The sequence below is a fragment of the Streptomyces sp. NPDC001002 genome (assembly GCF_053599215.1).
On the sequence record NZ_JBSFLV010000034.1, the window covers coordinates 34,007 to 50,548 of the forward strand.

Annotated in this window: 17 protein-coding genes; 6 read left to right on the forward strand and 11 right to left on the reverse strand. The window is 71.0% G+C overall.

What is annotated here, in order from left to right:
- The first annotated feature begins 42 nt into the window (after positions 1-42).
- From ACWDR3_RS17675 to ACWDR3_RS17695, 5 genes are read left to right on the forward strand one after another with little or no spacing between them, the layout of a single operon-like run.
- Positions 43-2,925 (forward strand): nitrate- and nitrite sensing domain-containing protein, encoded by a 2,883-nt coding sequence (locus ACWDR3_RS17675; protein ID WP_450353398.1) that lies wholly within the window; start codon positions 43-45, stop codon positions 2,923-2,925.
- Positions 2,922-3,443, forward strand: a complete 522-nt coding sequence (locus ACWDR3_RS17680; RefSeq protein ID WP_450353399.1) for a roadblock/LC7 domain-containing protein — start codon at positions 2,922-2,924, stop codon at positions 3,441-3,443. Before ACWDR3_RS17675 ends, ACWDR3_RS17680 begins: the two co-directional genes overlap by 4 nt.
- Positions 3,440-3,850: a DUF742 domain-containing protein gene (locus tag ACWDR3_RS17685; RefSeq protein ID WP_450353400.1), complete on the forward strand. Its 411-nt coding sequence runs from the start codon at positions 3,440-3,442 to the stop codon at positions 3,848-3,850. Before ACWDR3_RS17680 ends, ACWDR3_RS17685 begins: the two co-directional genes overlap by 4 nt.
- Positions 3,831-4,475, forward strand: coding sequence for a GTP-binding protein (locus tag ACWDR3_RS17690; protein ID WP_450353401.1), 645 nt, complete (start codon positions 3,831-3,833; stop codon positions 4,473-4,475). The genes ACWDR3_RS17685 and ACWDR3_RS17690 overlap by 20 nt, the downstream gene beginning before the upstream one ends.
- 25 nt (positions 4,476-4,500) lie before the next feature.
- Complete coding sequence (locus ACWDR3_RS17695) at positions 4,501-5,757, forward strand: styrene monooxygenase/indole monooxygenase family protein (protein WP_450353402.1); 1,257 nt, start codon at positions 4,501-4,503, stop codon at positions 5,755-5,757.
- On the opposite strand, the gene ACWDR3_RS17700 is transcribed toward ACWDR3_RS17695, so the two are convergent.
- The 11 genes from ACWDR3_RS17700 to ACWDR3_RS17750 all read right to left on the reverse strand — a co-directional run bounded on the left by ACWDR3_RS17700 (position 5,727) and on the right by ACWDR3_RS17750 (position 15,638).
- Positions 5,727-6,755 (reverse strand): NlpC/P60 family protein, encoded by a 1,029-nt coding sequence (locus ACWDR3_RS17700; RefSeq protein ID WP_450353436.1) that lies wholly within the window; start codon positions 6,753-6,755, stop codon positions 5,727-5,729. The genes ACWDR3_RS17695 and ACWDR3_RS17700 overlap by 31 nt on opposite strands.
- Before the next feature lie 141 nt (positions 6,756-6,896).
- Positions 6,897-7,217 carry a hypothetical protein gene (locus ACWDR3_RS17705; RefSeq protein ID WP_450353403.1) on the reverse strand — a complete coding sequence of 107 codons (321 nt, stop codon included), beginning with the start codon at positions 7,215-7,217 and terminating at the stop codon, positions 6,897-6,899.
- Positions 7,210-7,863, reverse strand: a complete 654-nt coding sequence (locus ACWDR3_RS17710) for a TetR/AcrR family transcriptional regulator (protein WP_450353404.1) — start codon at positions 7,861-7,863, stop codon at positions 7,210-7,212. The genes ACWDR3_RS17705 and ACWDR3_RS17710 overlap by 8 nt, the downstream gene beginning before the upstream one ends.
- An 87-nt stretch (positions 7,864-7,950) precedes the next feature.
- The gene (locus tag ACWDR3_RS17715) at positions 7,951-8,889 is read right to left on the reverse strand and encodes an AurF N-oxygenase family protein (protein ID WP_450353405.1); all 939 of its coding nucleotides are present in this window, start codon (positions 8,887-8,889) and stop codon (positions 7,951-7,953) included.
- 25 nt (positions 8,890-8,914) lie between these two features.
- Positions 8,915-9,439: a DUF3291 domain-containing protein gene (locus tag ACWDR3_RS17720; protein ID WP_450353406.1), complete on the reverse strand. Its 525-nt coding sequence runs from the start codon at positions 9,437-9,439 to the stop codon at positions 8,915-8,917.
- Between the two features lie 46 nt (positions 9,440-9,485).
- Positions 9,486-10,943 (reverse strand): peptidoglycan D,D-transpeptidase FtsI family protein, encoded by a 1,458-nt coding sequence (locus tag ACWDR3_RS17725; RefSeq protein WP_450353407.1) that lies wholly within the window; start codon positions 10,941-10,943, stop codon positions 9,486-9,488.
- Positions 10,944-10,965: 22 nt separating this feature from the next.
- A complete protein-coding gene (locus tag ACWDR3_RS17730) occupies positions 10,966-12,327 on the reverse strand; it encodes an FtsW/RodA/SpoVE family cell cycle protein (protein WP_450353408.1) in 1,362 nt (453 codons plus the stop codon).
- Between the two features lie 43 nt (positions 12,328-12,370).
- The gene (locus tag ACWDR3_RS17735) at positions 12,371-12,790 is read right to left on the reverse strand and encodes an SH3 domain-containing protein (protein WP_450353409.1); all 420 of its coding nucleotides are present in this window, start codon (positions 12,788-12,790) and stop codon (positions 12,371-12,373) included.
- Positions 12,791-12,909: 119 nt separating this feature from the next.
- Positions 12,910-14,145 (reverse strand): ATP-binding protein, encoded by a 1,236-nt coding sequence (locus tag ACWDR3_RS17740; protein WP_450353410.1) that lies wholly within the window; start codon positions 14,143-14,145, stop codon positions 12,910-12,912.
- Positions 14,142-14,933: a hypothetical protein gene (locus tag ACWDR3_RS17745; protein WP_450353411.1), complete on the reverse strand. Its 792-nt coding sequence runs from the start codon at positions 14,931-14,933 to the stop codon at positions 14,142-14,144. The genes ACWDR3_RS17740 and ACWDR3_RS17745 overlap by 4 nt, the downstream gene beginning before the upstream one ends.
- A gap of 198 nt (positions 14,934-15,131) precedes the next feature.
- Positions 15,132-15,638, reverse strand: a complete 507-nt coding sequence (locus ACWDR3_RS17750; protein ID WP_450353412.1) for a protein-tyrosine phosphatase family protein — start codon at positions 15,636-15,638, stop codon at positions 15,132-15,134.
- Between the two features lie 99 nt (positions 15,639-15,737).
- Here ACWDR3_RS17750 and ACWDR3_RS17755 point away from each other — a divergent pair, with 99 nt between their 5' ends.
- The gene (locus ACWDR3_RS17755; RefSeq protein WP_450353413.1) at positions 15,738-16,541 is read left to right on the forward strand and encodes a nuclease-related domain-containing protein; all 804 of its coding nucleotides are present in this window, start codon (positions 15,738-15,740) and stop codon (positions 16,539-16,541) included.
- Position 16,542 lies beyond the last annotated feature (1 nt).

Here is a 16,542-nt window from a genome sequence, read left to right on the forward strand (position 1 = left end):
CACCCGGCCCTTGGGTATCACGAGTCAGGAATGCGAGCACCGGTGCAGAAGACGCGGCCTCGTCGCACAGGCAAGCAGACGGCCTCCGCAGGGAGTGCGGAACACGCGCCCGAGACCGTCACCGGCAAGGGCCGCCCCACGCACGTACGCAACCGGCTGATCGTCGCCGTGGCGGTCGTGGCCGCCGCCGTCGCCGGGGCCGGGGCGCCCACCGTCCTCACCGCGTCCGGCCGGCTGAGCGACTCCCAGGACCTGGTCACGTTCGCCGAGCAGACCCAGGACGCCCTCGCGCTGGCCCACTCGCTCGCCGACGAACGCGACGAGGTGACCTCGTACATCGCCGCCGGACGGCCCAAGTCCAAGGCTCCCTCCGAGGACAGCGGCAGCCGCGTCGACCGCCAGGTCGAGGACCTGCGCGCCGACACCGACCTGCCCGCCGCGCTCCGCGGCGACCTCGACGGCATCGCGACCCTGCGCCGCTCCGCGCTCACCGGGCAGAGCAGCGCCCTGGAGGCGCACAACGCCTACTCCGCCGCGATCACCGAACTGCACCGGCTCGCCGAAGAGTTGGCCGAGCGGATGCCGACCCGCGCGAGCTCCGGCGGGTATGCCCTCGCCGAGCTGGACTCCGCCGTCCAGCAGGCCGCCGCCGCCCGCGGACTGCTGCTCGCCGCACTGAACGTGCCGCGCAGCACGCAGAGCACCGTCGACCCCGTCACCGGCCTGCCGACCACGACCACCTCCTCCTCGGCCGCCGACACCAAGACGCGCGACGCGCTGACCGCCGCCGCCCAACAGGCCCGGCTGCGCTCCGACTCGGCCCTCGCCGACTTCCGCGACACCGCGCCCAAGGCCGCCCGCGAGTCCTACGACTCCACGGTCACCGGCGCCGAGGTCAACTCCGCCGAGAAGTACCTCGCCGCCCTCACCGACCAGCCCACGCTCACCGACGGCGAACTCTCCACCGGGGTGAAGAAGGCCGACACCGCGCTCTCCGCCCGCGTCGACCTGATGCGCGGCGCCGAGTCCGCCCTCTACGAGCGCCGCAGCAAGGAACTCGCCCAGCTGCGCGACGACGACGTCACCGCGCTGGAGATCCGGATCGCCGCCCTCGGTGCGCTGGTCCTGCTCACCATCGGCGTCGCCACCGCGATGGCCCGCACCCTCACCCGCCCGCTCTCCGTGCTGCGCCGCGGTTCGGCCCGCCTCGCCCAGGCGGAGAACCCGGCGGCCGAGGAGCCCATCACCTTCACCGGCCGCAACGACGAGTTCGCCCAGGTCGTCCGCTCGGTCAACGCCCTGCACGCGCACGCGGTCGCCCACCACGAGCGCGTCACCACCCTGGAGTCCGACCGCAAGCACCTGGTCGGCCAGCGCAAGCGGATGGCCGACGCGCGCGAGGAGCTGCGCACCGAAGTCGCCGACTCCGCCGAGCAGTTGGAGCGTCTGCGGGCCAGCATCGGCGGCACCTTCGTCAACCTCGCGCTGCGCACGCTCGGTCTGGTGGAACGTCAACTCACCGTGATCGAGAGCCTGGAGGAGCGTGAGCAGGACCCCGACCGCCTCTCCACCCTCTTCAAGCTCGACCACTTCGCCACGGTCATGCGCCGCCACAGCGAGAACCTCCTGGTCCTCGCCGGCACCGAACACGTCCAGCAGAGCGCGGGCCCGGTCCCGCTCGTGGACGTAGTACGCGCCGCGGTCAGCGAGATCGAGCGCTACGAGCGGGTCCGCATCGCCGCCCTCCCGCCGCACGCCCATGTGGCCGGCTTCGCCGCGGACGACCTCTCGCACCTGCTGGCCGAACTCATGGAGAACGCCACGTCGTTCTCCCCGCCCGACCGTCCCGTCGAGGTCTCCGGCTGGCTCCTGGAGAGCGGCGAGGTCATGCTCTCCGTCCAGGACGAGGGCATCGGCATGGCCCCCGACCGCATGACCCGCCTCAACACCCGCCTGGCCGAGTTCGACCCGGACTCCCCCTACGACCAGGAGGGCGAGGAAGGCCTGGGCCTCGGCCTCTACGTAGTGGCCCGCCTCGCCCACCGCCACGGCACCCGAGTCCAACTCCGCGACCAGAAGCAGGGCGGGGTGGCGGCGGTGGTGGTGGTCCCGAGCCCCCTCCTGGCAGCGGCCCCCACGGCAGCGGTCCCGTCCTCTCCCGCCAAGTCCCCGGTCCCGGGCGGCACCCACGCCTACTCCCTCCCGGGCGCCGACGCCGAAGCCAACTCCAACGTCCTCCACACCCGCCCCAAGCCGGCCGACCCACTGGTAGCCCTGGCAGAAAAGGCGATGGAACACGCGGAGACGAGCGAGGAGCCGAGCACGGAGACGCATGCGCAGGCGAACACGGAGACTCCGGAGCGCCCGTCGGAAATGACGATGGAACTGCTGGTCCCCACACCGGCACCGGAACCGCCCTCCACTCCTGCACGCTCGGCAGCCGCGGACGCCCGCACGTACCCGTCATCCGCGGACGCCCCCGCTCCCCCGTCCGCTGCCGGCGCTCCCACGCACCCGTCGGCCGCCGACGGCGATTTCGCCCCACTGGGGCCACCCGCACCCGACAACGAAATCCGCACGGGTGGTGCGGGTGGGAACAATCCCGCCGAAGGCGAAGCCGAGGCGGACCACACCCGCACACCCGACGGCCCCGGCCAGGACGAAGACCCCGTCACAGCCAAGGGCCTACCGAAGCGCACCCCCAAAATCACCGCCCCCACCCACACCCCACGCCAGCGAAGCACAGGCGTAGACGCGGAAGCCCTCCGCAGGAGACTCGGCGGATTCCGCCAAGGCGCCCAGGCCGGCCACCGAGACGTACAGGCGGAGATCGCCGAACAGACAGGCCAGACCAAGCAACCGGCCACAGGATCACCCACATCCGACGTAGCCACGGGGGGCACAGTCGAGGAGGCAAGCAGTTGACCGCGCCCAGTACCTTCGGACTGAGCAGTGAAGCCCGAAACCTGCACTGGCTACTGACCAACCTGGTCGAAGAGGTCCCCGGCATCCAGTCCGTCGCGGTCGTCTCCTCCGACGGCCTGCTCCTCCTCTCCTCCGATCCCGGACGGAACACGGAGGCCAGGCAGGCCCTGGAAACCAAGCGCACCGGACCACGCGGCTCCGCCGCCGACCTCGCCACCATCGTCTCCGGCATCGGCAGCCTCACCGTCGGCGCAGCGAAACTGATGGACTCAGGGCCGGTGAAGCACACGATGGTCGCGATGGACGACGGCAGCCTCTTCGTGATGTCGATCAGCGACGGCTCGCTGCTCGGCGTACACGGCTCCGCGGACTGCGACATGAGCGTCGTGGCGTACCACATGGCACTCTTCGTCGGCCGGGCCGGCCACGCGCTGACCCCCGAACTCCGCAGCGAGCTGCGGAAGTCCATCGAGTCCGAGGAATCCGAGGGGTCCGAGTCGACGGGGAGCACCCGATGAGCACCGAGCCGAAGAAGCTCCCGGTACGCGGCGGCGAGCGCAAACCCGCCCGCGTCCGCCCCTACTCGCTCACCGGCGGGCGTACCCGCTTCGGTCACGTACTCCTCGTGGAGACGTTCGTCGCGGCGCTCGAAGCGCCCGAGGAGCGCAAGGAGTTGACGAATGGCTCCCTCAACACCCGGGTCATGCCGGAGATGCGGGCCATCGTCGAACTGTGCCGCCGTATGCGCACGGTGGCCGAGATCGCCGCGCTGCTGAAGATGCCGCTCGGTGTGGTTCGCGTGCTGCTCAGCGATCTCGCGGACCAGGGAAAGATCCGTGTGTACGGCACCGGTACCGGTCACGGTACGGGCCGTCCCGACCGCGCTCTGCTGGAAAGGGTGCTGAGTGGACTCCGTCGTCTCTGACGCCGCCGCCTCCTTCGGCGTCACCCCGCTCCCCGATGACGAGGAGCACCTGCGGTCCTGGCAGACGGACCGCACCCGCGCCCCCGTGGCCACGAAGATCGTGGTGGCGGGCGGCTTCGGCGTCGGCAAGACGACGCTGGTCACCGCAGTCTCCGAGATCACGCCCCTGCAGACCGAGGCGCTGATGACCGAGGCGAGCGAGGAGACCGACGATCTCTCCGGCACGCCCGGCAAGTCGACCACCACCGTGGCCATGGACTTCGGCCGCCTCACGCTCGACGACGACCTGGTGCTCTACCTGTTCGGCACGCCGGGCCAGCAGCGGTTCTGGTTCATGTGGGACGACCTGGTGCGCGGCGCGATCGGCGCGGTCGTCCTCGCGGACACCAGACGCCTCAAGGACTGCTTCCCCGCGCTCGACTACTTCGAGAGCTGCGGGCTGCCGTACGTCGTCGCGGTCAACCACTTCGACGGCAGCGAGCGGTTCGAACCGGAGGACGTGCGGGAGGCGTTGACGATCCCCGTGCACATACCTGTAATGATCATGGATGCGCGTCGGCGGATCTCGGCGATCGAGACGCTCCTGTCCCTCGTCGGCCACGCACTGGACGTCACCCCCGAGTGACCGCCCTTTAGGAGACACCACCCGCATGCGGAAGATACTCGTCGTCGGAGCCGGCCAGGCCGGCCTCCAACTCGCCCTCGGACTCCAGTCGAACGGGTATGAGGTCACCCTGATGTCGAACCGGACGGCGGACGAGATCCGCTCCGGCCGGGTCATGTCGACGCAGTGCATGTTCCATACGGCACTGCAGCACGAGCGCGATCTCCAGCTGAACTTCTGGGAGTCCCAGGCCCCGAAGATCGAAGGACTCGGCGTCTCGGTCGCGGCCCCCGGCTCGCACGACCCCGGTCCGACCCAGCGGGCCATCGACTGGGTGGGCACACTCGACGGGTACGCGCAGTCGGTCGACCAGCGCGTGAAGATGGCCGGCTGGATGGAGACGTTCGCCCAGCGCGGCGGCCAACTGGTCATCCACGGCGCGGCGGTCTCCGACCTCGACTACTTCGCCCGTACGTACGACCTGGTGCTGGTCTCGGCGGGCAAGGGCGAGCTGGTCTCCATGTTCGGCCGGGACGCGTCCCGTTCGCCGTACAGCGAGCCGCAGCGGGCCCTGGCCGTCTCCTACGTCCACGGTCTCGGCCCGCGTCCCGAGCACCCGGAGTTCGACGCGGTCCGCTGCAACCTGGTCCCGGGCGTAGGCGAGTTGTTCGTCATGCCGACGCTCACCACCTCCGGGCGCGCGGACATCCTGTTCTGGGAGGGCATACCCGGCGGCCCGCTCGACGTCTTCAACGGCGTCAAGGACCCGGCCGAGCACCTCTCCCTGACCCTGGAACTCATGGAGAAGTTCACGCCGTGGGAGTACGCGCGGGCCACGAAGGTCGAACTCACGGACGCCGGTGGCACGTTGGCGGGCCGGTACGCGCCGACGGTCCGCAATCCGATCGGTCGGCTGCCCGGCGGGGGCCTGGTCCTCGGCGTCGCCGACGTCGTCGTCGCGAACGACCCGATCACCGGACAGGGCTCCAACTCCGCGTCCAAGTGCGCGGCTTCGTATCTCGCGTCGATCCTCGACCAGGGCGAGAAGGAGTTCGACGAGGAGTGGATGCGGGCGACCTTCGAGCGCTACTGGGAGACCGCGCAGCACGTCACCAAGTGGACGAACGCGATGCTGTCCCCGCCGCCGGAGCACATCCTCAACCTCATCGGCGCGGCAGGTCAGTTGCAGCCGGTCGCCGACCGCTTCGCCAACGCGTTCAATGACCCGGCCGACTTCGAGAACTTCTTCTACGAGCCCGAGAAGACGAACGCCTACCTGGGATCGGTCGCCGGAGCAGCCTGAACCCCGTCTGGACGTACGGCTCCGAGGATCGGGAATGACGCCACCGGGGAGACCTTGATCTTCTCGCCCGTTCTGGGGGCCTGGATCATCAGGCCCTCGCCCAGGTACATCGCCACGTGGGTCGCCTCGGGGAAGTAGATGACCAGGTCGCCCGGGCGGAGGTCCTTGAGCGGGATCCTCGGGAGCTGGGCCCACTGCTCCTGGCTGGTCCGGGGGATGGGGGCGCCCGCGTGGCCCCACGCCTGGGACGTCAGGCCCGAGCAGTCGTACGTCTCGGGGCCCTCCGCGCCCCACTCGTACGGCTTGCCCAGCTGCTGCACGGCATACCGCACGGCCCGGTCGCCCTCGCGTGACGGCTCGTGTTCGTCGCTCAGGGCGCCGGACGTCATGAGTTGCTGCTGGGCCTTGTCCACGTCCTTCTCCTCCAACTCTGCGATGTCGGCGAGCTGTTCGGGGGAGAGGGAGACGAGGAGTTCCTGGACGTCCTTGAGGCGCTTCAGTACGTCGTCGCGGTCCTTCTTCTGGCGTGCGGCGAGGGAGAGCCGGTCGTCGAGGGCCTTGCGCGCCTTGCGGGCCAGTTCGTCGGCCTTCTTCTCGGTGCCGGTGAGGCGGCCGACGGTCTCGGCGCGTTCCCGGGAGACCTGCTCGATCACATGTCCCTGGTCGAGGGCCTGTTGAGGGTTGCGGGCCAGCAACAGGCGGACGTACGGGGAGATGTCGGTGCTGTTCTGGTACTGCTGCCGGGCGAGGCGGCCGGCCGCGCCCCGGCTGTCGTGCAGCGAGAGGCGGGTGCGGGTGAGTTCGCGGTCGAGGCGGTCGACCTCGGTGCGCTGCTTGCGCAGCTTCTCCTCGGTGGCGTTGTACGTCTCGGTGGCCTGTTCGGCCTCCCGGTACAGCTTCTGAAGGTCCGTCAGCAGCTGGGAGACGGGCCGCTCGCCGGCGTCCGGCTCGGGCACGGCCACCGCGGGCAGCGGCACCAGGACGGTGCCGGCCGCCATCGCCGCCGTACACACCAGACGCAGAAGCCTTCCTGACACGTCATCACCTCCGGTGCGGGCAGCCCCTCTGCCCCGCACCGTGAGCTTCAGACGTGGACGCGGGCCGCGCGCGCCGGGTGTGGGCGGCTTGGCCCAACCTCGTCACCCATCGGTGTCGTCCGGCTTGCCGCCCGGCGTGGCGTCGGGCTTCGACCAGGGCCACTTGAGCTTGTCGGTGGGCCCGGCCGTCGGGTCGTACTCGTACTTCCAGCCCTTCTGCAGGCCCAGCCGCTTGCTGAAGCCGCGCGGTACGCGGCGGTAGACGTGGACCGTGGGCGGGCCGCCGGCCGCGTCCGGGACGGGGATGCGGTAGGTCTTGGGCGGGTGCCCGGTGGCGCCGACCAGGACCGGCAGCACCCGGCCGTCCATCGGGCCGCCCTCGAAGGGGGTGTCTTCGCTCTTCACGGCACCAGTGTCAGACATCCCCGGCCAGCGCCTCGACCAGGGCCGCGGTCTGCGGGTCCCGGTTCGCGGTCACCGACAGGACGGCGGCGAACTGTTCCACCAGCCAGTCCCGCAACTCGTCCACCGGCGGCTGCTTGCCCTCGTCCAGCCAGATCAGGGAGGCGGCCTCGACCGCGGTGATCCACATCCGTACGGTCATCCGCAGCCGCAGGCCGGGATCCGCGACGCCGAGGTGGCTGAGGATGTGCTCGGCGGCGGCCCGGCGCACACCGTCCACGATGGCGGTCGTCCGGGACGTCGAGACCACGCTGCCGCCCTGGAGCAGCGCGCTGAAACCGGCGTCGTGCTGGTCGACGAAGGCGAGATAGCGGTCCAGGGCACGGGCCAGGCGGGGCAGCAGGGCGCCGTCGCGGGGCTCGTCGAAGCACTGGCGGAGTTCGTCGGCGGCGGACCTGAGGGCGGCCTCGTAGAGTTGCTGCTTGCCGCCCGGGAAGTACCGGTAGACCAAGGGGCGGGAGACTCCGGCCGCTTCCGCCACGTCGTCGAGGGACACGTCCTCGGGGACGCGGTGCGCGAAGAGGGACAGCGCGGCGTCAAGGAGCTGACTGCGCCGCTCCTCGACACTGAGCCGACGGTAGGCCGGGGTGGCGGCGGGCGGGGTCATGCCTCGCAGCGTAGTCGGCCTGTGCTGGTCCCACTCAGGGGCGCGGGGAACTGCGCGACCAGCCACAACGGACCCGCACCCGCGAACTCAGGCCAGCAACCCCGAGGCCTTCCACAACCGCCGGCCCGCACCCCGCAGCACCCCGATGTCGTCCAGGAAGTCCGTCAAGCGCTTCGCCCCCGTCTGCATGACCTCCCGGCGATGACCGCTCGCCTTCACCTGGGCCATGGCCTCGCGCTTGTCCAGGCCGACGTTCGCGTAGACCTCGGGATTCACGAAGGCCACCGAGAAGATGCGGGCGAACTCGCCGGAGGTGACCCGGGTGTACTCCTGGGACCACTTCGGCGCCGTCACCATCTGGCGCCGCAGTTCCTCACGGGCGTACCGGACGTGCCGTGCCTCCTCCACGACGTGGATGCGGGTGACCCCCCGGACCAGGGTCTGCACCCGCTCGTCCGGGAACGTCAGCCGCTGCATCCAGTCGAGGACCTCCTCGCCGAGCAGCGTGGCGGTGAAGGAACTCGGCGTGGTGGAGATGGTCTTGAACAGCCGCTCCATGTTCTGGTGTACCCGGCTCACCGGGTACCAGGGCGTGTCGCCCCGCGAGATCAGCCGCGCGAACATCTTGGAGTGCCGGCACTCGTCCTCGATCTCGGTCAGCGCGTACCGCACGTGCGCGCTCGTGGCCGCCTTGTCGTAGACGTGCCGCACCAGCAGCTGCATCAGGATCAGCTCGAACCAGATGCCGAGCGAGGCGAGCGCGGCGGCCTCGTGCTGGGAGAGCAGGATCCGCTGCTCCTCACCCATCCGCTTCCACAGGGGTGTGTCGTACAGCGACACCAGCTCCGGCGGCCAGAACCACTTGCCCTCCTCGAAGGGCGCGTCCCAGTCGAGCTCCTTGTCGGGGTCGAAGGAGTGCTTGGCGGAGGAGTCGAGCAACCGCTCGGCCACCTGCTCCCGGTCCTTGAGCAGCCCGAGCGCGTCACGCAGGCCGTCCAGGTCGGCGGCTTCCGTCTGGGTCGTCATGGTTCTCCCACCTTGTTACCCGGGGTCACATCCTCCTCGACTTATGAGACTGCTTGTCAGCAAGCTCGTCAATCCCTTGTGCGTGACTTGTCGCGGGAAACGGCGAGCGGAGGGTGAACGCGTACGGCGTGGCCCCATTTGCACGCAGGTGCAGCAGCCGCTCCTCCGCCTCCGCGACCGTCGGCCGGTGTCCGGCCGGCACCCACCACAGGACCACCATCGCCTCCCGCACCCGCTCGAACCACTCCCGGCGGCGGGCCAGCATCTCCCGGTGGCGCCCCTCGTACATGTACGCCGTGAGGGAGTCGAGGTCCTGCCACACGGACATGTTGATGATCAGCCACTCGTCCCCGAGGACGGGCACGTCGGTCGCGTTGCCCGAGTCGCTCTCCAGGCGCCAGACGAAGCCGTCGGCGCTGTCCGCGTCGGCGTTCACCGGGTCGAGGTTGTCGACGAAGTCCTTCAACTGGGGTGAGTCCAAAGGGGCCTTGAGGCGGCCGATGTTGACCTGGGCGAGCTGGTACGCGGCTGCTGCCGTCGCTGACGTCATGTACCGAACGGTAGGTCGGCGCGTACGGCGCCCGAAACCCCGTATCTCACGGAGTGAGAACCGCCTCCATCACCGCCCTGGCGATCGGCGCCGCCACCCCGCCCCCCGTGATGTCCCCCCGGATCGCCGACGCGTCCTCGACCACCACGGCCACAGCGACCTTCGGCTCGATGTCGCGCTCGCCCTGCGCCCAGGACACGAACCAGGCGTACGGCGTACCGGAGTTGCCGATGCCGTGCTGGGCGGTGCCGGTCTTGCCGCCGACGATCGCGCCGGGGATGGCGGCGTTCGTGCCGGTGCCCTCGGTGACGACGTCCTCCATCAGCTCCTTCATGCGGACCGCGGTCGCCGGATGCATGGCCTGGCGCACCGGGCGTGAGCCCGCCGACCCGACCGTGTCGCCGTCGTCCGTCGTCGTCCGCTCCACCAGGTACGGCGTCCGCACCTGCCCGCCGTTGGCCACCGCCCCCGCGACCATCGCCATCTGCAACGGCGTGGCCCGGGTGTTGTACTGCCCGATCGACGACAGCGCCAACTGCGCCTTGTCGACGGAGGTGTCGAAGGTGCTCGGCGCGACCGAGAACGGGACCCGCAGACCCGTGTCGTTGAAGCCGAAGCCCTCCGCCGTCGCCGCCATGTCCGAAACCCCCACGTCCGCGCCCAACTTGGCGAACACCGTGTTGCAGGACCACTCGAAGGCGGTCCGCAGCGAGACGTCCTCGCACCCGTCGGACTCGTTGGTGAGGGACGTGGTGGTGCCGGGGAGGGTGTAGGGCGCGGGGGAGTCGGTCGGCGCGTCCACGTCCGTGATCACCCCGGCGTCCAGCGCGGCCGCCGCGGTGACCACCTTGAAGGTCGACCCCGGCGGATACGTCTGCCGGATCGCCCGGTTGAGCATCGGCTTGTCCGGATCGCCGTTCAGCCGCGCCCAGGACCGCTCCGTGGCCGCGGAGTTGCCCGACAGTACGGCAGGGTCGTACGAGGGTGTCGACACCAGCGCCAGGATCCGCCCGGTCGACGGCTCCACCGCCGCCACCGCCCCCTTGCGCGCGCCGAGCCCCGCGAACGCCGCCCGCTGCGCGGCCCGGTCGAGGGTCGTGACGACGTTCCCGCCGGGGCTCTGTGCCCGCGTGAGTTCGTTCCAGAGCGGGAACGGTGTGAGCATCGGGTCGGTCCCGGCCAGCACCTCGTCCTCGGAGTGCTCCAGGAACGACGTCCCGTACACCTGCGAGGCGAAGCCGGTGACGGGCGCGTACAACGGGCCGTCGGTGTACGTCCGTTCGTAGCGGAGCTGCTCGCCGGTGTCCCGGGAGCCGGTGATCTTCCCGCCCTGCACAAGGATGTTGCCGCGCCGCTGCTCCCAACGGGCGATGCCGGCCCGGCGGTTGGCTGGATTGTCGTCGTAGGACTGGGCCTGGAAGACCTGGATGCGGGTGGCGTTGACCAGGAGCGCCACGAGCAGCAGGGCGCAGAAGACGGCCGCGTGCCGGATGTACCTGGTCAAGTGCCCACCTCGATGTGCCGCGTCACGGGACCGCCTCGCCGTCGTACTGGCCGCGCGCCGAATCGCTGATGCGGATCAGCAGCGCCACGATCGCCCAGTTGGTGACCACCGAGGAGCCGCCCTGGGCGAGGAAGGGCATCGCCATGCCGGTGAGGGGGATCAGTCCGGTCACTCCGCCCGCGATCACGAAGACCTGGAGCGCGACGATCGACGCCAGGCCGACGGCGAGCAGCCGGCCGAAGGGGTCGCGCAGGGCGAGCCCTGCCCGGAAGCCGCGCTCGACCAGCAGGCCGTAGAGGATGAAGAGCGCGGACAGTCCGGCCAGGCCCAGTTCCTCGCCGGCCGTCGCCAGGATGAAGTCCGACTTGGCGGCGAAGCCGATGAGGATGGAGTGGCCGAGGCCCAGGCCCGTGCCGAGGACCCCGCCGGCCGCGAACGCGAAGAGGGACTGGGCGAGTTGGTTGGGTCCCTGCCCCGCCTCGATCGACGCGAACGGGTACAGCCAGTCCTGCACCCGGCTGTGCACGTGCGGCTCCAGCCAGCCGACGGCCACCGCGCCGAGCGAGGCCAGAAGCAGGCCGACCGCGATCCAGCCGGTGCGGCCGGTGGCGACGTAGAGGAGGACGACGAACAGGCCGAAGAACAGCAGCGAGGTGCCGAGGTCGCGCTCCAGGACCAGGACGCCGACGCTCAGCAGCCAGACGGCGACGATCGGGCCGAGCACACGCCCGGTGGGCAGTTGGAGCCATCCCACGCGGCGGCCGGCGTAGGCGAGCGCGTTGCGGTTGGCGGCCAGGTACGCGGCGAAGAAGATCGCGAGCAGCACCTTCGCGAACTCGCCCGGCTGGATGGAGAATCCGGCGATCCGCAGCCAGATGCGGGCGCCGTTGACCGCCGGGAAGAAGATCGGCAGAAGCAGCAGGCCGAGCGCGCCGACCACGCACACGTACGCGTACCGCTGGAGCACCCGGTGGTCGCGCAGCGCCAGCACGACGACGGTGAACAGGGTCACGCCCAGCGTGGACCAGACGAGTTGGGTGGGCGCCGCGCGATCGCCCGGTGTCTCCAGGTCCAGCCGGTAGATCAGGACCAGGCCGACCCCGTTGAGCAGCACGCCGATCGGCAGCAGCAGCGGATCGGCGTACGGGGCGCGCACCCGCACGGCGACATGCGCCAGCAGCGCGAGCGCGCCGAGCCCGGCGCCGTAACCGGCGGCGCCGGGCGGGACGGTGCCGTGCTGGGCGAGGCCGACAGCGCAGTAGCCGTACACCGAGAGCAGTACGGCCAGGACGATGAGGGCGAGTTCGATGCCACGGCGTCGGGGCAGGCGTACCGCGGGAGCGGGGGCATCCGCCTCCACCACGGTGATTCCGGCCTTGGTCATGTCCGGAACCTACCCAAATAGTGCGTGTTGTGACCTCAGGGCGTCAGCACCAGCGTGGCGAGGGCCCGAGCGTCTTGATGTACCGGGCGGAGCCCCAGGCCCACGTGCCGTCCGTGAGCAGGTACCAGTTCCGGTTGCCCTGGATGTTCTGGCCCTGGGTCTTGCAGAAGATCCTGACGTGGTCGCCCCGGTAGGCGACCCGGATCACCTGGCCGCCGCGGTTCGGCGCGCTGCGCAGCAGCAGCTCACTGGCCGTCACGACACCCCGGTACAGCCGGGGGTTGTTCTGGTGGTCGTTCCAGTCCCCGCGGTCGTCGAAGCCGTCGTCCTGCCTGCTGACCCCCGGGTCGTCACCGCCGTCCCAGTCGTCGTCGGCCAGCGCGGGAGTGGCGGCGACGGACGCGAGAAGCGCACCGGAGGCCGCGGCTATGGAGAGACGGGTGAGGGTGTGACGCAGGGACATGGGGACCTCCGTGAGGGGGGCGGGAGCCGCAAAGCGGACTAATCGCCACGCTAAGAGGAGGGGACCGGGGCCGCCCGTCACGCTGGGCCATTAGGTGCCGTTCGCTTCTTCCGTGGTCCCTAGCGGAGGGTCAGCGTCGCAACGGCTCCACCGTCAGCCGAGTTGGCGAACTCAAGCCGCGCCCCCAGCACCTCCGCCTGCCCCGCCGCGATGGTCAACCCCAACCCATGCCCCCGGGCACCCCCCTCCGTACGGAACCGCTGCGGACCGTGCGCCAGCAGATACTCCGGAAACCCGTCCCCGTGATCCCGCACGATCACCACACCCCCGCGAACCGTCAGAGACACCGGCGCACGCCCGTGCCGATGCGCGTTGGCGACGAGATTCCCCAGCACCCGCTCCAGCCGCCGCCGATCCGTCTCCACGCGCGCGTCCCGCTCGACGACCACCTCGGTGTCGGTCCCGGACGCCCGCACCACCCGCTCGGCCAACGCCCCCAACTCCTCGGTGTCCACCTCCAACAGCTCCCGCCCGGTGTCCAACCGGGAAATCTCCAGCAGATCCTCGGTCAACGTCCGCAACGCGGCGACCCGGTCCAGGACCAGCTCGGTCGGCCGCCCCGGCGGCAGCAGTTCGGCCGCCGCGTGCAGCCCGGTCAACGGCGTACGCAACTCATGCGCCACATCCGCCGTGAACCGCTGCTCGCTCAGCAACTTCCCCTGCAACGAGCCCGCCATCGAGTCGAGTGCGGCGGCAACCGCGGCGACCTCGTCCTGCGGCCGCGTCGGATCCTTCGTCCGCGAGTCGTCGACACGCGCGTCCAGATCTCCGGCACTGATCCGCCGAGCCACCTGCGCCGTCGCGTGCAGCCGTCGTGTCACCCGGGTCACGGCGAACGCGCCGACCAGCAGCGTCGCCCCGATCGCCAGCGCCGAGGACCACACGATCGCCCGGTCGAGCCCGACGATCGTGCGTCGGCCCTGCGCGTAGTCGACCCGCACGGCCAGCGCGCGCCCGCCGTCGACCGGCCCGGCAGCCCACATCGTGGGGCGCCCGCGGTGGTCGGCGACCATCGTGCCGCGCTCACCGGTCGCCGCCAGTGTCCGCAGCCGCGCGGGCAGCCCCGACGGATCGACCCCGGCACCCGGCATCAGCGTGTCCCCGGCCTCGAACGACTCCGTGGCGTCGTCCAGCCTGGACAGCGCGAGGTCACGGGCCTGACCGACGATCTGGTCGCTCACCGAGACATGCACGAGGACACCGAGCAGGGCGGCCAGCGCGCAGCACATCACGGTGATGAACACGGCGGCCTTGACCGCGAGGGTGCCGGCCCAGTGCGGAAGCGCGAGCCTCATCCGGCGCCCACCGAAGCCGACGGAGAGACCGTGAGGGAGGCCGAGGGGGACGGGGCCACCGAGGGCGGCACACGCCGGTCCCGCTTTCCGCCCTTCCCGCCCCCCGTGCGGAGCATCTCGTCGTGGGTCAGCAGCATCACGCGCTGGTCCGGGTCCCAGGTCCACTGGAAGCGGTACTCGTAGTCCGCGATGTCGGACGGCGAGTGGATGATCACGGACCGTCCGGCCAGTTCGACCCCGCTCACCGCGTCGTCGTTGGACATGACCTGGACCAGCCGGCCCGACTCGAAGGTGTAGACGCGCACGGCCGTCTGATTGCCGGGCAGCAGCCGGAACCCGAGCGTCAGGTCGGCGCGCCCGTCGCCGGTCAGATCGCGGTAGTACGGCTTGAGGACGGGACAGCTCCCGTGCCCGGCCCCCTCGGCGCAGTCGGCCAGCCGACGGGCCGTCCCGGCGTACGGCGCCTTCGCGCTCGTGTAGTCGTCCGGGTGCCGGCGGATCTCCTCGCGCACGACGGCGACCGGGTCCACCTTGTGGATGTCGTCGCCGGGTGCGGTGATGCCCCGGACCAGCTCGGACTCGCCGTCGTCGTAGTTCCAGGCGGGGCTGGTGGCCGGCGCCAGATGGGGCCAGAGCTTGGCCGGACTGGTCGCGGTCGGCGTCGCGCCGGCCCCGCGCAGCCCGCCCGTGTCACCGCAGGCCGCCGTGACCACCGCGGTCGCCGTCAGCACGGTGACGGCGAGGGCGGTGCGCGCGGGACGAGTGCGCGCGGGGCTGGTGCGGGGCACGGTGCTCCTGGGTGCGAGGGTGATCGATGACCCAGTACACCCTATTCATCCGGAGAATTCCCTCGGAGGGCCGGTCCGTGGGACGTCTCGGAGGGCCGGTCCGTGGGGTGCCCCGGAGAGCCGGTCCGTGGGATGCCCCGGGGAAACGGTCACGCACCGCCCGCTCCCACCCTGCCCCGCCCCGGAACTCCACCCGCGCTACTCCGTCAGCTCCTCCAGCAGCCGCGCCGTCGAAAGACCCGTCCGCAGATAGTCCACGAACAGCTCGTTGTGCAGGGCCCATGGCGAACGCCGGCCCCTGATCAGCCGTATCGCCTCGTCGGCGGCGCCGCCGCGCTGGACGAGCGTCTGCGCGACGACCAGCCCGGAGCGGTTGTAGCCGCTGTAACAGCGGACGAGGACCTTTCGGCCCTCGTCCATCGCGTCGCTCGCGGCCCGCGCGAGCCGGATGACGCCCGCGAGCTGCGTCCCGTCCAGCGGCCCGTCCGGTATCGGCCACACATGGTGCTCGACGCCGGGATCGGGCCCGTGCCCCGGCAGCCTGAGCAGCGTCTGGACGAGGTCGAACTCGTCCCGCACCACAGCGAATTCGAGTTGTCCGGAGGTCCCCCTGAACTCGTGCCCGCCCATCCACAGTCCGGGCACGATCTCGCTCCACGGGGTGTCCGGAGCCGGTACGTCGGGTTGCTTCCTGCGGGTACGCAACAACGCCTCCCCAACTCCACGCCCAACTGGTCTCAAAGGTAACCGGGTTCTTGCCCGGGGAGCACCCCGCCTGTTCCCATGGTCAAGGGGTGATGGTGCATGACCGGACTACGCGTCGTACCCGCCTGGCGGCATGGCCAGGAGCGGCTCTACGTCTGTCTCACAGACGGCAGGAACATCGCCTGGTACGACCGTGAGGCGGCCAGGGTCAATCTGCTCAGCGAGGACGAGAGAGAAGACGTCCTGGAAGCCCTCGGTCCTTTCCTCACGGGCCCGGTGACCGTGGGCCCGCCACCCGTCCCGACCCCGGCCGAGCTGGCCCGGCTCTCCCTCCACCCGGACGACGACCTGGCGCCCAACCGCCCCGGCGAGGCGCTGCTGGTCGACCTGGACCGGGAACCGGGGTCCGCCCACCGCCTCCGCGCGGACCCGCGCCGCCGGGCTCTCACGGCGGAACAGACGGTCGGCGAGGCCCTGGACCGGCTGGACGGCGCGGGCTGGCACGCCCTGCACTCGGTCCCGCTGCCGGGCGGCGACCGCGTCCACCACCTGGTGATCGGGCCGGGCGGCCTCTTCGCCGTGCACACGCTGTACGCGCGCAAGCAGCGGGTGACGGTCGCCGACCCGATGGTCGCGCTGGGCCGCCGCGAGCCCCAGCCACTCCTGCGCCGCGTCCGCGCCGACGCCGACCGGGCCTCGTACGCCCTGACGGCCGAGGTCCATCCGGTACTGGCCCTCGCCGGCCCCGCCGACGTCTCGGTCACCGCGCCGCTCCGCGAGGTCCGCGTCCTCCAGGACACCGACCTCTCGGGCCTGGCCCGCCTCGGCGGAGTCCTCAAACCGGCGGACGTGGAAGCCCTGCACGCGATGGCCCGGGACCGGGGGACGTGGGTCCGGGTGTGAC

What these genes read in the sequence shown, in the direction of transcription:
- ACWDR3_RS17705 (WP_450353403.1), bottom strand. Translation starts at nt 7,217, where the DNA reads ATGTCTGACACTGGTGCCGTGAAGAGCGAAGACACCCCCTTCGAGGGC.
- ACWDR3_RS17735 (WP_450353409.1), bottom strand. Translation starts at nt 12,790, where the DNA reads ATGTCCCTGCGTCACACCCTCACCCGTCTCTCCATAGCCGCGGCCTCC.
- ACWDR3_RS17695 (WP_450353402.1), top strand. Translation starts at nt 4,501, where the DNA reads ATGCGGAAGATACTCGTCGTCGGAGCCGGCCAGGCCGGCCTCCAACTC.
- ACWDR3_RS17720 (WP_450353406.1), bottom strand. Translation starts at nt 9,439, where the DNA reads ATGACGTCAGCGACGGCAGCAGCCGCGTACCAGCTCGCCCAGGTCAAC.
- ACWDR3_RS17755 (WP_450353413.1), top strand. Translation starts at nt 15,738, where the DNA reads ATGACCGGACTACGCGTCGTACCCGCCTGGCGGCATGGCCAGGAGCGG.
- ACWDR3_RS17685 (WP_450353400.1), top strand. Translation starts at nt 3,440, where the DNA reads ATGAGCACCGAGCCGAAGAAGCTCCCGGTACGCGGCGGCGAGCGCAAA.
- ACWDR3_RS17710 (WP_450353404.1), bottom strand. Translation starts at nt 7,863, where the DNA reads ATGACCCCGCCCGCCGCCACCCCGGCCTACCGTCGGCTCAGTGTCGAG.
- ACWDR3_RS17740 (WP_450353410.1), bottom strand. Translation starts at nt 14,145, where the DNA reads ATGAGGCTCGCGCTTCCGCACTGGGCCGGCACCCTCGCGGTCAAGGCC.
- ACWDR3_RS17715 (WP_450353405.1), bottom strand. Translation starts at nt 8,889, where the DNA reads ATGACGACCCAGACGGAAGCCGCCGACCTGGACGGCCTGCGTGACGCG.
- ACWDR3_RS17730 (WP_450353408.1), bottom strand. Translation starts at nt 12,327, where the DNA reads ATGACCAAGGCCGGAATCACCGTGGTGGAGGCGGATGCCCCCGCTCCC.
- ACWDR3_RS17700 (WP_450353436.1), bottom strand. Translation starts at nt 6,755, where the DNA reads ATGGCGGCCGGCACCGTCCTGGTGCCGCTGCCCGCGGTGGCCGTGCCC.